This window comes from Mesorhizobium sp. B3-1-9 (genome assembly GCF_006439595.1).
Taxonomy (GTDB): domain Bacteria; phylum Pseudomonadota; class Alphaproteobacteria; order Rhizobiales; family Rhizobiaceae; genus Mesorhizobium.
Genome location: NZ_VFTJ01000007.1, coordinates 155,813 through 169,712, shown reverse-complemented (window position 1 = coordinate 169,712; position 13,900 = coordinate 155,813). Strand labels below are relative to the sequence as shown.

At 63.1% G+C, this 13,900-nt stretch carries 15 protein-coding genes and 1 pseudogene; 12 read left to right on the top strand and 4 right to left on the bottom strand.

Translation table 11 applies throughout. The annotated features are described in order from the left end of the window. Positions 1–260 precede the first annotated feature (260 nt). The 4 genes from FJW07_RS15280 to FJW07_RS15265 form a co-directional block, all read right to left on the bottom strand. On the bottom strand, positions 261–932 hold the full coding sequence (locus FJW07_RS15280; protein ID WP_181182635.1) for a transglutaminase-like cysteine peptidase: 672 nt from the start codon (positions 930–932) through the stop codon (positions 261–263). Between the two features lie 376 nt (positions 933–1,308). After that, on the bottom strand, positions 1,309–2,721 hold the full coding sequence (tldD, locus tag FJW07_RS15275; protein ID WP_140857310.1) for a metalloprotease TldD: 1,413 nt from the start codon (positions 2,719–2,721) through the stop codon (positions 1,309–1,311). Positions 2,722–2,820: 99 nt separating this feature from the next. Then, positions 2,821–3,288 (bottom strand): YbjN domain-containing protein, encoded by a 468-nt coding sequence (locus tag FJW07_RS15270; protein WP_140857308.1) that lies wholly within the window; start codon positions 3,286–3,288, stop codon positions 2,821–2,823. Between the two features lie 70 nt (positions 3,289–3,358). After that, positions 3,359–3,898, bottom strand: a complete 540-nt coding sequence (locus FJW07_RS15265) for an invasion associated locus B family protein (protein WP_140705328.1) — start codon at positions 3,896–3,898, stop codon at positions 3,359–3,361. 328 nt (positions 3,899–4,226) lie between these two features. Between FJW07_RS15265 and coxB the strand changes: the two genes are divergently transcribed. The 12 genes and pseudogenes from coxB to rnhA all read left to right on the top strand — a co-directional run bounded on the left by coxB (position 4,227) and on the right by rnhA (position 13,859). Next, a complete protein-coding gene (gene coxB / locus FJW07_RS15260; protein ID WP_140835349.1) occupies positions 4,227–5,111 on the top strand; it encodes a cytochrome c oxidase subunit II in 885 nt (294 codons plus the stop codon). A 38-nt stretch (positions 5,112–5,149) separates the two neighbouring features. After that, complete coding sequence (ctaD, locus tag FJW07_RS15255; protein WP_140647280.1) at positions 5,150–6,799, top strand: cytochrome c oxidase subunit I; 1,650 nt, start codon at positions 5,150–5,152, stop codon at positions 6,797–6,799. A gap of 76 nt (positions 6,800–6,875) precedes the next feature. Further along, positions 6,876–7,820: a heme o synthase gene (locus tag FJW07_RS15250; protein ID WP_140659152.1), complete on the top strand. Its 945-nt coding sequence runs from the start codon at positions 6,876–6,878 to the stop codon at positions 7,818–7,820. Further along, entirely contained in the window at positions 7,817–8,008 is a 192-nt protein-coding gene (locus FJW07_RS15245) for a hypothetical protein (protein WP_140647282.1), read from the top strand. Before FJW07_RS15250 ends, FJW07_RS15245 begins: the two co-directional genes overlap by 4 nt. Then, on the top strand, positions 8,008–8,637 hold the full coding sequence (locus FJW07_RS15240; RefSeq protein ID WP_140659153.1) for a cytochrome c oxidase assembly protein: 630 nt from the start codon (positions 8,008–8,010) through the stop codon (positions 8,635–8,637). The genes FJW07_RS15245 and FJW07_RS15240 overlap by 1 nt, the downstream gene beginning before the upstream one ends. A 1-nt stretch (position 8,638) precedes the next feature. Further along, positions 8,639–9,520 carry a cytochrome c oxidase subunit 3 gene (locus tag FJW07_RS15235; RefSeq protein WP_140647284.1) on the top strand — a complete coding sequence of 294 codons (882 nt, stop codon included), beginning with the start codon at positions 8,639–8,641 and terminating at the stop codon, positions 9,518–9,520. A 124-nt stretch (positions 9,521–9,644) separates the two neighbouring features. Then, a pseudogene (locus FJW07_RS15230) lies at positions 9,645–10,054 on the top strand (L,D-transpeptidase family protein). Positions 10,055–10,069: 15 nt separating this feature from the next. After that, entirely contained in the window at positions 10,070–10,456 is a 387-nt protein-coding gene (locus FJW07_RS15225) for a DUF983 domain-containing protein (protein WP_140647286.1), read from the top strand. Next, entirely contained in the window at positions 10,453–11,208 is a 756-nt protein-coding gene (locus FJW07_RS15220; RefSeq protein WP_181182199.1) for an SURF1 family protein, read from the top strand. The genes FJW07_RS15225 and FJW07_RS15220 overlap by 4 nt, the downstream gene beginning before the upstream one ends. A gap of 135 nt (positions 11,209–11,343) precedes the next feature. After that, a complete protein-coding gene (gene ispH, locus FJW07_RS15215; RefSeq protein ID WP_140705336.1) occupies positions 11,344–12,348 on the top strand; it encodes a 4-hydroxy-3-methylbut-2-enyl diphosphate reductase in 1,005 nt (334 codons plus the stop codon). A gap of 6 nt (positions 12,349–12,354) precedes the next feature. Beyond that, on the top strand, positions 12,355–13,317 hold the full coding sequence (locus FJW07_RS15210) for a homoserine kinase (protein WP_140647288.1): 963 nt from the start codon (positions 12,355–12,357) through the stop codon (positions 13,315–13,317). Continuing rightward, positions 13,314–13,859, top strand: a complete 546-nt coding sequence (gene rnhA, locus FJW07_RS15205; RefSeq protein ID WP_140857306.1) for a ribonuclease HI — start codon at positions 13,314–13,316, stop codon at positions 13,857–13,859. Before FJW07_RS15210 ends, rnhA begins: the two co-directional genes overlap by 4 nt. Positions 13,860–13,900: the final 41 nt, after the last annotated feature.

Below are 13,900 nucleotides of genomic sequence, written 5' to 3'. Positions count from 1 at the left end.
CCAGCAATGCTTGCCTGGCCGCGGGCGGCAACGCCCGTTCATGGGCCGGATTTTCCGGCCTATGAATTTGCGCGGTTGAGAACGTGACGGGCCAAATCCATCAAAAGCAGATCAGACCGCTCGGGTCGCGCCGGGAGCGATTGAGGGAAAAGGTGAAAGGTCGAGCTCGGCGACTTCACCGTAGCCTTCCCCTCCGGAATTGCGTCCCAGAGAGATAGAGCGGCCGGCCGTTTCCGTGAAACGGTGAAACGCTCTGGCCCTTACGAGCTTGGAGACAGCCGTTTCGCCGTGCCGCCGCGCTGGTTGATCGAAACCCAGCTGTTCGGGTTCTGCTGCGACTGCCGTTTCAGGAAATAATAGCCGGTGGCGTTCCAGGGGCGGATCTCGTCGACCAGATTGTCCAGGACGAGATCGCCCTTGTCGGTCTTCACCGTCAGGATGGTGTGGCCCTCATCGTGAAGGTCGCGCACCACCGTCATCAGCAGCGCCTGCCGGGGAAATCCCGCTTCCTGGAGAAGCTTGCGCTTGTAGAGCGCGTAGATCTTGCAATCGCCCTTGCCGTCCACCGGATAGTCCCAGTGGTCCATCATCGTGCCCCAGTGGTCGTAATTGCTGACGGGCTTGATGGAGCGGTTCGCCTTCTGGTTGATCCGCTTGAGGATGCTCATGTTCTGCGCGGTCAGCTTGACGCTCGTGGCAGGCAAAGCGCGCACCTTGCACTCTTTCGGCCGGCGATGGCAGAAATCGAGCCAGCCGTAGGGGACACTGGTGCTTGCGCCGACCGTGGCGTAGCTCGCAGCAGGTCGTGTCGTCGTTAGCTTGAACAGCGACGACTGCGCCGCTGCAGGGCCTATTTGCAGCGAAGTCGCACCTATCAACGAAACAAAACCAAGGAGGAGGGAAGAGGTCAGGACGCCAGGGGAACGCTGCATTGCCGACACCACCGCAACGAGAAGACTGGCGAGAAGCTAATGCGCAAACGCCCGCCCCGCCAATTAAACAATTAATAATGTCCTAACACGATTGTGTCTGGCGTAAGGCAGAGGCTGCCCCTCTTCACGAGTTGGCATCAATCCGAGCGTGGCACTGCCGCGCTTCGGCGAGTACGCTCGCGTCCATATCTTCAAGTGTTTTTGGCCCGCTAGCACGCTGTAGGATTCCAAACACGTCCTGCGGCCGCATCGGTGCAAAGGCCGGCGTCGATTTCAAATCAACGCCCTCTGGCGCGTTCTCGGATTTGGACATGATGGCTACACGCTCGAGTGAAATGTCTTTGGCAGACGATTCTACCGGAACGGCGCCAACCCCTCAAACCCTCGTCCCGCCCACCGTCATCTGGTTCATCCGCAGATGCGGCTGGCCGACGCCGACCGGCACGCCCTGTCCGGCCTTGCCGCACATGCCGATGCCGCTGTCGAGCTTCATGTCGTTGCCGATCATGCTGACGCGGTGCATGGCGTCCGGCCCGTTGCCGATCAGCATCGCGCCCTTGATCGGCTGCGTCACCTTGCCGTTCTCGATCATGTAGGCCTCGGTGCAGCCGAACACGAACTTGCCCGACGTGATGTCGACCTGGCCGCCGCCGAAGGAGACGGCGTAAATGCCGTTCTTGACCGAGGCGATGATCTCCTCCGGCTGCATGTCGCCCGCGGTCATGTAGGTGTTGGTCATGCGCGGCATCGGCTGGTGCGCATAGCCCTCGCGTCGGCCGTTGCCCGTCGCCTTCATGCCCATCAGCCGCGCATTCTGGCGGTCCTGCATATAGCCGACCAGTTTGCCGTCCTCGATCAAGACGTTGCGCGCCGAAGGCGTTCCTTCGTCGTCGACGGTGAGCGAGCCGCGCCGCTCGGGGATGGTGCCGTCATCGACCACGGTGACGCCCTTCGCCGCCACTTGGCTACCCATCAGGCCGGCGAAGGCCGAGGTCTTCTTGCGGTTGAAGTCGCCTTCGAGCCCGTGGCCGACGGCCTCGTGCAGCATCACCCCCGGCCAGCCGCTGGACAGCACGATGTCGAAGGTGCCCGCAGGCGCCGGGACCGCTTCCAGATTGACCAGTGCCTGCCGCAGCGCCTCGTTTGCCGCATGCTTCCAGCTCTCCTCGCCGACGAACTCGCCAAAACTCTTGCGGCCGCCCATGCCGTAGGAGCCGCTCTCCTGCCGGTCGCCATCGCCGACCACGACGGAAACGTTGATCCGGACCAGCGGGCGGATGTCGCGCACGATCTGTCCGTCGCCGCGCACGATCTCGACATGCTGCCACGAGGCGGCGAGCGAGGCCGTCACCTGGCGCACGCGCGCATCCTTCGCACGCAGCCAGCCGTCGATTTCCTGCAACAGCTTGGCCTTGGCCTCGAAGGAAGGCGAGGGGATCGGGTTCTCGTCGCCATAGAGGTGGCGGTTGGTGCGGGCGGGGGCTCCGGCCAATGTGCCGGAATAGCCGCCCTTGACCGCCGAGACGGCGTCGGCCGCGCGCAGCAGCGAGGCTTCGGAGAGATCGCTGGAATGCGCATAGCCGCTGGCCTCGCCGGCCACGGCGCGCAGGCCGAACCCCTGGTCGGTGTTGAAATTGGCCGTCTTCAGCCGGCCATTGTCGAACATCAGCGCTTCGCTTTCGCTGTATTCGAGGAACAGCTCGCCGTCGTCGGCGCCCTTGATGGTCTCGGTGACGATCTCCTTGACGCGATCGTCGGAAATGTCGAATTGGCCGATCAGGCTGTTCATGGCAAATCCATTCTTGGAAACAAATCGTTCCTCGGCATGTAGGCGCGAAGCCGCCGTCGCACAATCGTCAACAGGGCCAAGTCGGCGATTACCCCGCCATCACTTGCCGTTGACGAAGTCCTTGATGTTGGCGGCCATCGCGTTCCAGTTGGAAAACTGCTCCTCGAGATTGGCCCTGGTGATGCCGCCGGCGAAGCTAACATCCATCCTGAAATTCGAACCGTCGCCGGCATAGGCCTTTACCCAGCGGTATTTCGCGTTCCAGACGTTGGCCTGGTCGGCGGTCAGCGGGTCGGTGTAGCCGGTCGAGAATTGCAGCGACTTGCAGTTCTCGTGATCCTCGCAGCCATAGAAATAGATCACGTATTTGACGCCATCGATCCGGCCGGAAAGCATCGGATCGCCATTGTCGTCCTTGTCCATCCTGGCCGAGCCGAAGCCCTTGGCGATGTCGAGGATCGCCGCAGGGTCGGGCGTCTGGAGGATTTCGGCATCCTCGGCCCGTACGGCCGAAACCGTGCCGATCAGCGCCAGACCGATAATGAAAGCGGATAAATTCGCGCGCATTGACCCTCCTGCCGCCAAATGCGCATTCGCCACCGACCTCAGCGTCAGGAGCGGCGCACGGGCAAGAAGATCAAGGTAGGGCGGCGAAGCCTTCCGCAAAGCCCTTGAGGTCGACGGGAATGCCGATGCCTTCCTCGGGCGTCTGGAAGACGATGAAGGTGGCCGAGGTGCCGCTCTTCAGCGTGTCGAGCAGCGGCTTTTCGAGGATCACCTCGGCATAGCAGCCGTCCTGGAAGCAGCGCACGAAATAGGCGCGGCCGATATCCTTGCCATCGACATTGAGACCGAGGCCGTTGGGAAGCAGCACGCCGAGCGGCGCCAGCACGCGCAGGATCTCGGCCTTGTTGTCGGCGGTGCGCAGCACCACGACCGAAAGCCCCATTTCAGGGCGGTCCTCGGCGACGACGTTCTGCATCATCACGCATTGCTCGGAGGTAGCGCCTGCAGGCGTATCGCAGATGATCGACCACGCGCCATGCGTCGACTTCACCGTGCCGCTCGGCGGCGTGGCGTTGTTCGGCGAGGCAGCGGCGCCAACGGCTACGCCGACACCGAGCAAGGCGAGGGCAAGGACGACCTTCGCCAGGGTTCTCGAAAGCCAGGAAGTCATAACGGCTCCATTGCGAATCACGGCACTTTAAGCCGCGCCGGGGCCAAGTAAAGGACGAGACCGCCGCCGGTCCGCCCCGATACCGGCAATTCCATGCTTTTCCAAAGCAAATTCGCCCGAATTGCGACCGTGGCGCATATGGCGCGGCGAGCGCCGAACACGGCCTTCGGCTTGCGCGCAAAAATGCCGCACGGTTTCCTCCGCTCCTTCCTTGCGGAGGGAAATAGAGTATGGTTTGAACCACCCTAGAGACAGACCGGGATTCCCAATCCCGGCATCGTCGATTATTGGTGCGATCGGATCGCGGGAAGTGGGAGACGAGAGGGCGATGAGGAAATTCCTGGCAAGCGCTGAATTCTTGGCAGGTGCGGCAGCTTCGGCCGTGCTCTTCTCCAGCGCGGCGGCCCATGCCGACCAGCCGCGGCCATGGGAGATGACCTTCCAGGCTCCGGCCACCGACATGATGCGGCAGATCGAGCGGTTCGGGAACTACACCATGTGGTTCATCGTCCCGATCACCATCCTCGTTCTGCTGCTGTTGCTGGTTTGCATCGTCAAGTTCCGCGCCAGCGTCAATCCGGTGCCGTCCAAGACCAGCCACAACACGCTGATCGAAGTGATCTGGACGGTCGGGCCGGTGATCGTGCTTCTGCTTATCGCCATTCCCTCCTTCCAGCTGCTCACCGCGCAATACACCCCGCCGGAAGAAGCCAAGCTCACCGTCAAGGCGACCGGCAACCAGTGGAACTGGGATTATGAATACCAGGTCGACAAGACCTTCTCCTTCAATTCGGCGGTTCTCCAGGATGCCGACCGCGCCAAGGCCGGCAAGGAAGATCGCGGCCTCTATCCGCGCCTGCTCGCGGTCGACAACGAGCTGGTCGTACCGGTCAACACCTTGACCCGTGTGCTGATCACCGCCACCGACGTCATCCACTCCTTCGCCGTGCCGTCCTTCGGCATCAAGATGGACGCCGTGCCCGGCCGCACCAACGAGACCTGGTTCAAGGCGGAGAAGGAAGGCCTTTACTACGGCCAGTGCTCGCAGCTCTGCGGCAAGGACCATGCCTTCATGCCGATCGCCGTCCGCGTCGTGTCCGACGCGCAGTTCAAGACCTGGCTTGATACGGCCAAGACCGACGTGCCGGCTGCCAACAAGGCGCTGATGGCCGAGATCGATGGTACCAACAAGGTAGCGGCCGCCGGCAACTGATGCCGCGGGTTTGCAAGATTTAGGGAACGGAGCGGAACATGGCAGAGGCTGCAGCTCACGATCACGGCGACCACAGGCCGCATGGCTGGGTCCGCTGGGTCTACTCGACCAACCACAAGGACATCGGCACGCTCTACCTGATCTTCGCGATCATTGCCGGCATCATCGGCGGCGCGCTCTCGGTCGCCATCCGCATGGAGCTGCAGGAGCCGGGCATCCAGATCTTCAGCGGCCTGGCACAGATGGTCTATGGCATGCAGGGCGACGCCGCCATCGACGGCGGCAAGAGCATGTACAACGCCTTCGGCGCCGCGCACGGCCTGATCATGATCTTCTTCATGGTCATGCCGGCGCTGATCGGCGGCTTCGCCAACTGGATGGTGCCGATCATGATCGGCGCGCCGGACATGGCCTTCCCGCGCATGAACAACATTTCCTTCTGGCTGCTGCCGCCGGCCTTCATCCTCTTGCTCTCCTCGATGTTCGTGCCGAGCGCGCCGGGCGCCTTCGGTGTCGGTGGCGGCTGGACGATCTATCCGCCGCTCTCGACCTCCGGCCAGCCCGGCCCCGCGATGGACCTCGCGATCCTGTCGATCCACATTGCCGGCGCGTCGTCGATCCTCGGCGCCATCAACTTCATCACCACCATCTTCAACATGCGCGCTCCCGGCATGACGCTGCACAAGATGCCGCTGTTCGCCTGGGCGGTGCTGATCACCGCCTTCCTGCTGCTGCTCTCGCTGCCGGTCCTGGCGGGTGCCATCACCATGCTGCTCACCGACCGTAATTTCGGCACCTCCTTCTTCGTGCCGGACAATGGCGGTGACCCGATCCTCTTCCAGCACCTGTTCTGGTTCTTCGGCCATCCCGAGGTGTACATCCTGATCCTGCCGGGCTTCGGCATCGTCAGCCATATCGTCTCGACCTTCTCGAAGAAGCCGGTGTTCGGTTATCTCGGCATGGCCTACGCCATGGTCGCGATCGGCGCCGTCGGCTTCATCGTCTGGGCGCACCACATGTATACGACCGGACTGTCGCTCGACACGCAGCGTTACTTCGTGTTCGCCACCATGGTCATCGCGGTGCCCACCGGCGTGAAGATCTTCTCCTGGATCGCCACCATGTGGGGCGGCTCGATCTCCTTCAAGCCGCCGATGCTGTGGGCGCTGGGCTTCATCTTCCTTTTCACCATCGGTGGCGTCACCGGCGTTCAGCTGGCCAATGCCGGCCTCGACCGCTCGCTGCACGACACCTATTTCGTGATCGCCCACTTCCACTACGTGCTGTCGCTGGGCGCGGTGTTCGCGATCTTCGCCGGCTGGTACTACTGGTTCCCGAAGATGACCGGCTACATGTACTCGCCGGTGATCGCCAACACCCACTTCTGGGTCACCTTCGTCGGCGTCAACCTGATCTTCTTCCCGCAGCACTTCCTCGGCCTCGCCGGCATGCCGCGCCGTACCGTCGACTATCCGGATGCCTTCGCCGGCTGGAACATGGTCTCGTCCTACGGCTCCTATATCTCGGCCGTCGGTGTTGCGATCTTCCTCTACGGCGTGTTCGAGGCCTTCCAGAAGAAGCGCGTCGCCGGCGCCAATCCGTGGGGCGAGGGTGCCACCACGCTCGAATGGCAGCTGCCTTCGCCGCCGCCGTTCCACCAGTGGGAACAGCTGCCGAAGATCAAGTAAGCAGCGCCCCGACGTATACGAGGCCGCCGGCTTGTCCGGCGGTCTTGGCCAACGGAATGATGGACTTTAAGTACGCATGGCCCTTGCCGAAGACAGATTGATGGAGGAAGCGGGTTTTCGCATGTCGGAAGCGACCGCAGCCGATTTCTTCGCCCTGTTGAAGCCGCGCGTGATGTCGCTGGTCGTCTTCACGGCCTTTGTCGGCTTGGTCGCGGCGCCCGTCGCCATCAACCCGCTGCTGGCGATGATCGCCATCCTGGCCATTGCTATCGGCGCCGGCGCCTCCGGCGCGCTCAATATGTGGTACGACGCCGACATCGACGCGGTGATGACCAGAACCGCCGGCCGCCCGGTGCCGGCCGGCCGCGTCACGCCGGGAGAGGCGTTGAGCTTCGGCCTGGTGCTGTCGGTCCTGTCGGTGATGACGCTGGGCGTGCTGGTCAACTGGCTGTCGGCCGCGCTTCTCGCCTTCACCATCTTCTTCTACGCCGTCGTCTACACCATGTGGCTGAAGCGCTGGACGCCGCAGAACATCGTCATCGGCGGTGCCGCCGGCGCCATCCCGCCGGTGATCGGCTGGGCCGCGGTGACCGGTTCGGTCAGCCTCGAAAGTGTGATCCTGTTCCTGATCATCTTCCTGTGGACGCCGCCGCATTTCTGGGCGCTGGCGCTGTTCAAGTCCGACGACTATGCCCGCGCCGGCATCCCGATGATGCCGAATGTCGCTGGCCAAGCCTCGACCCGTCGGCAGATCTTTGCCTATGCGCTGATCCTGGCGCCGGTCGGCGTGCTGCCCTGGGCGCTCGGTTACACCACGGCTGGCTATGGAGTCGTCTCGGCGGTCCTCGGCGCGGGCTTCGTCTGGTATGCCTGGAAAGTGCTTGCCATGGCCGACGACGACCGCGCGATGAAGCCGGCCAAGGCTCTGTTCGGCTACTCGCTGCTCTATCTCTTCGCTATCTTTGCCGCCTATCTCGTCGACTGCGTGGTCGGGCGCGCCCTTATGATGGGGGGAGTATGATCGTGGCCGACAAGAAACTCGAACTGGTCACGCTGACCGAACGCCAGCAGAAGGCGCGCCGCAACCGCTCGATCGCCATCGGTGTCGCGCTGGCGGCATTGGTCGTCATCTTCTATGCCGCCACCATCGTGCGCTTCGGCCACACCGGGGCCAGCATCACCGGCTCCGGCCTGTTGGGAGGCGGCTGATGGGCGGCGAGACCGGCAGCAAGCCCCGCAAGGTGAACAACGGCATCGTCGCCGCCATCTGCCTCGCCTTCTTCACCGGCATGGTCGGCATGGCCTACGCGGCGGTGCCGCTCTACAAGATGTTCTGCCAGGTGACCGGCTATGGCGGCACCACGCAGCGCGCCGAAAAGCAATATGCCGGCCGCGTGCTCGACCGCGACATAACAATCCGCTTCGACGCCAACACCAACGGCATTCCGTGGCGGTTCGAGCCTGTCGCCCGCTCGGTGACGATCAAGATCGGCGCGACGGCGCAGGCGCATTACAGCGCCACCAACAAATTCGACCGCACCATCACCGGCCGCGCCTCGTTCAACGTGCAGCCGGAAATGGCCGGTGCCTATTTCAACAAGGTGGAGTGCTTCTGCTTCACCGACACGACGCTGAAGCCCGGCGAGACGCTGGACATGCCGGTCGTGTTCTATGTCGATCCAGACATCGTCAACGTGCCGGAACTCAAGGACTTGAAGACGATCACCCTGTCCTACACGATGTTCCCGGTCGAAAAGAAACAGCCGGTCGCCTCGTCGGCGCCGGCCGCTGGCAGCAGCAACAAAGTTCCAGATTCCGACGCAAGCCTCGGGGGTTGATATGGCAGACGCGCACGCAAAACCACAACACGACTACCATCTCGTCAACCCGAGCCCGTGGCCTTTCCTGGGATCCATCGGCGCGCTGGTCACCGCCATCGGCGGCGTCTGCCTGATGCAGTATCTGAAGGCCGGCAACTTCCCGGTCTTCGGCCACAACATCGCCAATCCATGGCTGTTCTTCATCGGCCTGATCATCGTGCTCTACACGATGTTCGCCTGGTGGTCGGACACCATCAAGGAAGCGCATGAGGGTCATCACACGCGCGTCGTGTCGCTGCACCTGCGCTACGGCATGATCATGTTCATCGCCTCGGAGGTGATGTTCTTCGTCGCCTGGTTCTGGGCCTTTTTCGACGCCAGCCTGTTCCCGGGCGAAGCCTCGCAATATGCCCGCGCCGCCTTCACCGGCGGCGTCTGGCCGCCGAAGGGGTTGGAGGTTCTCGATCCCTTCCACCTGCCGCTCTACAACACCATCATCCTGCTTCTGTCGGGCACGACGGTGACCTGGGCGCACCACGCGCTGCTGCATGGCGACCGCAAGGGTCTGATCAACGGCCTGGTGCTGACCGTCGGCCTCGGCATGCTGTTCACCATGGTGCAGGCCTACGAGTACATGCACGCCCCCTTCGCGTTCAAGGATTCGATCTACGGCGCCACCTTCTTCATGGCGACCGGCTTCCACGGCTTCCATGTCATCATCGGCACCATCTTCCTGCTCGTCTGCCTGGTGCGTGCGATGCGCGGCGACTTCACGCCGAAGCAGCATTTCGGCTTCGAGGCGGCCGCCTGGTACTGGCACTTCGTCGACGTGGTCTGGCTGTTCCTGTTCAGCGCGATCTATGTCTGGGCCTCGAACGGCGCGCTGATCGAAGGCCACTGATAAAAAGCAATCCGGGAAAGCGCGTGGCGATTTTTCCGGAATTTGCTTTCAGGAGTTTTGAAGGCGGCCGCGGCGACGTGGCCGCCTTCTTCTTTTCGGCGCAATGGCCGGCCATCGGTAGGTCATGTGGGCGAAAATTTCCTTGGCCATCTGCACGTATCTGATCACCACAGGCTCACTGCTCGACAGGGGTATGTGGCCCGGACAGACGGTCGATCTGGTGCGTGTCGAGAAATCGCAACGGCAGTTGCAACTGATCGGCGGCGGCCAAATCCTGCGCCGCTACAGCATCGCGCTCGGCGGCGATCCGGTCGGCCACAAGCACCGCAAGGGTGACGGGCGAACGCCGGAGGGGCGCTATGTGCTCCAGGCGGCCTCATCATGATCCACGGCCAACCGAACGGTTTCGGCTGGCTGGGCAGGGTGCTTCAAATGGTCGACTGGACCGACGGCTGTATTGCGGTTACGAACCCCGAGATGGATGAAATCTGGACAAGGGTGGCCGACGGCACACCGATCGAGATCATGAAATGAGCGAAGATCTCTAAAATGAGTGAAGACAAGGCGATCTGGCCACCCATAGATCCGATCTCGGCCGGCCTGCATGGCCGCTGCCCGCGCTGCGGCGAAGGCAAGCTGTTCTCCAGTTTCCTCACCGTCGGCAAGCGCTGCTACAATTGCGGGCTCGACTATTCCTTCGCCGATGCGGGCGACGGACCGGCGGTGTTCGTCATCCTGATCATCGGCTTCGTCGTCGTCGGCCTCGCATTGTGGATGGAGGTGACGTTCAGTCCGCCGCTCTGGCTGCACTTCATGTTGTGGATACCGCTGGCGCTGGTGCTGTGCCTGACGGCGCTGCGCCTGATCAAGGGCGTGCTGATCACCTTGCAGTATTCGAAGAGAGCCTCCGAGGGCAGGCTGGATTCCAACGAATGAGCGAGACGACCAGTTTGGTTGCCGGCCGTTCACGGCCCCGCACGGCGTTGCTGCTTGGCCTCGGCCTTGTTCTGTTCGCCGTCCTGATCGGGCTCGGCACCTGGCAGGTTCAGCGCCTGCATTGGAAGGAAGGCCTGCTCGCAACCATCGATATGCGCACGCATTCCGCACCGCTGGCTCTAGCGGACGTCGAGAAGGAATTCGCCGCTTCCCATGATGTCGATTACACGCCGGTGACGGTGACCGGCACTTTCCTGCACCGGGGCGAGCGGCACTTCTTTTCCACCTGGCAAGGCGACAGCGGCTTCAACGTCTACACGCCCCTGCAGCTCGAGGATGGCCGCTTCGTGCTCGTCAACCGCGGCTTCGTTCCCTACGATCTCAAGGATCCTTCCAAGCGCCGGCAGGGCGAAATTGCCGGCAAGGTGACCCTGACCGGGCTCGCCCGCAATCCGCTGCCCGGAAAACCGTCGATGATGCTTCCCGACAATGACGTCGCCAAGAACATCTTCTACTGGAAGGACCGCGACGTCATGGCGGCGACCGCCGGCCTGCCCGCCGGCTTCGTGCTGGTGCCGTTCTTCATCGATGCCGACAAGACGCCGAACCCTGGCGGCCTGCCGGTCGGAGGCGTCACCATCATCGACCTGCCGAACAACCACCTGCAATATGCGGTCACCTGGTATGGCTTGGCCGCCGCCCTTGCGGCGGTGCTTATCCTCAGGCTTCGCCGCCCAGCGAATGAAGCATGAAGCCTCCTGCTCTTGACAGGGCAGGGGTGTGCACCTCATTTCGCCTTGAGCAATTCCGGGAAAAGTGAGAGCGGCTTTCCGTCCGGAATTGCGTCAAAACAAAGAGATCGATTCCGACCGAACCGGCCCGTTTTAATGACTGAGAAAAAGCCACCGCTGACGATCAGGCTCTGCCAGCCACGCGGCTTTTGCGCCGGCGTCGACCGTGCCATCCAGATCGTCGTGCTGGCGCTGAAGAAATACGGCGCGCCGGTCTATGTCCGCCACGAGATCGTGCACAATCGTTACGTCGTCGAGGGGCTGCAGAGCCTCGGCGCGGTCTTCATCGAGGAACTGTCCGAGATTCCGCCGGAGCATCGCCAGTCGCCGGTGGTCTTTTCCGCGCATGGCGTGCCGAAGTCGGTGCCGGCGGATGCCGAGGCGCGCAACCTTTTCTATCTCGATGCCACGTGCCCGCTCGTCTCCAAGGTGCACAAGCAGGCGATGCGCCACCAGCGGCTCGGTCGCCATGTGCTTTTGATCGGCCACGCCGGGCACCCCGAAGTGATCGGCACGATGGGCCAGTTGCCGGAAGGCGCCGTGACGCTGATCGAGACCGAGGCCGATGCGGCGCGCTTCGTGCCGATCGACGCTTCGGCCCTTGGCTTCGTCACCCAGACAACCTTGTCGGTCGAGGACACCGCCGGCATCATCCGGGCGCTCCAGGAGCGGTTTCCCGAATTGCACGCGGCCGCGGCCGAATCGATCTGCTACGCCACCACCAACCGCCAGGAAGCGGTGAAGAAGACGGCGGCGGGAGCCGATCTTTTCCTTATCGTCGGCGCTCCCAATTCGTCCAATTCGCGTCGCCTTGTCGAAGTGGCGGAGCGCGCGGGTGCCACGATGTCGCTTCTCGTGCAGCGCGCCGCCGAAATTCCGTGGGATGAGATCGCCGGGATCAGGACGCTCGGCCTGTCGGCCGGTGCCTCGGCGCCGGAGATCATCGTCGATGAGATCATCGACGCGTTCCGCCAGCGTTTCGACGTCACCATCGATCTGGCCATCACGGCCACGGAAACGGAGGATTTTCCGGTGATGCGGGTTTTGCGCGATGTCGAACTGACGGCGGCCGACATGGCCTTCGTCAATGGAGCGGCGTGAAACCGGATGGCCGTCTACACCGACGTCAACGAGAACGAACTCAGCGCGTTCCTCAAAGCCTATCCGGTGGGCGAATTGCTCTCCTACAAGGGCATCGCCGAAGGCACCGAGAATTCCAATTTCCTGGTCCACGCCTCGACCGGCTCCTACATCCTGACCCTCTACGAAAAGCGCGTCGACAAGGCCGACCTGCCGTTCTTTCTCGGCCTGATGGGCCATCTCGCCAGGAAGGGCATTTCCTGCCCGCTGCCGGTCACCGCCGATGACGGCACCGTCATCGGCACGCTCGCCGGCCGGCCCGCCGTCATCATCACCTTCCTCGAAGGCCTGTCGTTGCGGCGGCCGACGGCCGCGCATTGCGCGGAAGTCGGCAAGGCGCTCGCCAGCCTCCATCTTGCCGGCCAGGATTTTCAGATGAGACGGCCGAACGCGCTGGCGATCGACGGCTGGCGCAAGCTCTGGACGGCCTCGCGCGACCGCGCCGACGAGGTCGAGCCGGGCCTGGCGGCCGAGGTCGATGCCGACTTTGGCGATTTCGAGCGCAACTGGCCGACCGGCCTGCCGCGGGGCATCATCCACGCCGATCTGTTCCCGGACAATGTCTTCTTTCTCGGCGAGAAGCTGTCCGGGCTGATCGACTTCTATTTCGCCTGCGACGACCTCTACGCCTATGATGTCGCCACCTGCCTCAACGCCTGGTGCTTCGAGAAGGATTTTTCCTTCAACCTGACCAAGGGGACGGCGCTGCTGGCCGGCTACCAGTCGGTGCGGCCGCTTCAGGGTGACGAGCAGGCGGCGCTGCCGATGCTGGCGCGCGGCTCGGCACTGCGCTTCATGCTGACCCGCCTCTATGACTGGCTGACCATTCCGGATGGCGGGCTGGTGATGAAGCGCGATCCGACCGAATATATCCGCCGCATGCGCTTTCACCGCGCGATCCGATCTCCTTCCGAATACGGGCTGACATGAGCAAGCACGTTGAAATCTTCACCGACGGTGCCTGCTCCGGCAACCCGGGGCCGGGCGGCTGGGGCGCGATCCTGCGCTTCAATGGCGTTACCAGGGAATTGTCGGGCGGCGAAGCCGAGACCACCAACAACCGCATGGAACTGCTTGCCGCCATCACCGCGCTCGATGCGCTGAAGGAGCCTTGCACGGTCGATCTCTACACCGACAGCAAATACGTCATGGACGGTATTTCCAAATGGATCCACGGCTGGAAGAAAAACGGCTGGAGGACCGCCGACAAGAAGCCGGTGAAGAACGGCGAACTATGGCAAGCGCTCGACGCAGCCAACCGCCGCCACAAGGTGACCTGGAACTGGGTCAGGGGCCATGCCGGCCATACCGAAAACGAACGCGCCGACGAACTCGCGCGCGAAGGCATGGCGCCGTTCAAGAAGGGCTCGGCAGTGTCTGCAACGCCGAAGCCGGCAGCGGCGCCGAAGCCGGCCACACCGGCAAGGCAGCCGGCAACCCCAAGGGCACGTCGCTCCACACAGAGCTATTGATTTCGGCGGGCTGGCTTGCACTCTGACCGGAGAAGCATGTC

Coding starts and splice junctions, on each gene's coding strand:
- FJW07_RS15280 (WP_181182635.1), bottom strand. CDS start 932: ATGCAGCGTTCCCCTGGCGTCCTGACCTCTTCCCTCCTCCTTGGTTTT.
- tldD (WP_140857310.1), bottom strand. CDS start 2,721: ATGAACAGCCTGATCGGCCAATTCGACATTTCCGACGATCGCGTCAAG.
- FJW07_RS15270 (WP_140857308.1), bottom strand. CDS start 3,288: ATGCGCGCGAATTTATCCGCTTTCATTATCGGTCTGGCGCTGATCGGC.
- FJW07_RS15265 (WP_140705328.1), bottom strand. CDS start 3,898: ATGACTTCCTGGCTTTCGAGAACCCTGGCGAAGGTCGTCCTTGCCCTC.
- coxB (WP_140835349.1), top strand. CDS start 4,227: ATGAGGAAATTCCTGGCAAGCGCTGAATTCTTGGCAGGTGCGGCAGCT.
- ctaD (WP_140647280.1), top strand. CDS start 5,150: ATGGCAGAGGCTGCAGCTCACGATCACGGCGACCACAGGCCGCATGGC.
- FJW07_RS15250 (WP_140659152.1), top strand. CDS start 6,876: ATGGCCCTTGCCGAAGACAGATTGATGGAGGAAGCGGGTTTTCGCATG.
- FJW07_RS15245 (WP_140647282.1), top strand. CDS start 7,817: ATGATCGTGGCCGACAAGAAACTCGAACTGGTCACGCTGACCGAACGC.
- FJW07_RS15240 (WP_140659153.1), top strand. CDS start 8,008: ATGGGCGGCGAGACCGGCAGCAAGCCCCGCAAGGTGAACAACGGCATC.
- FJW07_RS15235 (WP_140647284.1), top strand. CDS start 8,639: ATGGCAGACGCGCACGCAAAACCACAACACGACTACCATCTCGTCAAC.
- FJW07_RS15225 (WP_140647286.1), top strand. CDS start 10,070: ATGAGTGAAGACAAGGCGATCTGGCCACCCATAGATCCGATCTCGGCC.
- FJW07_RS15220 (WP_181182199.1), top strand. CDS start 10,453: ATGAGCGAGACGACCAGTTTGGTTGCCGGCCGTTCACGGCCCCGCACG.
- ispH (WP_140705336.1), top strand. CDS start 11,344: ATGACTGAGAAAAAGCCACCGCTGACGATCAGGCTCTGCCAGCCACGC.
- FJW07_RS15210 (WP_140647288.1), top strand. CDS start 12,355: ATGGCCGTCTACACCGACGTCAACGAGAACGAACTCAGCGCGTTCCTC.
- rnhA (WP_140857306.1), top strand. CDS start 13,314: ATGAGCAAGCACGTTGAAATCTTCACCGACGGTGCCTGCTCCGGCAAC.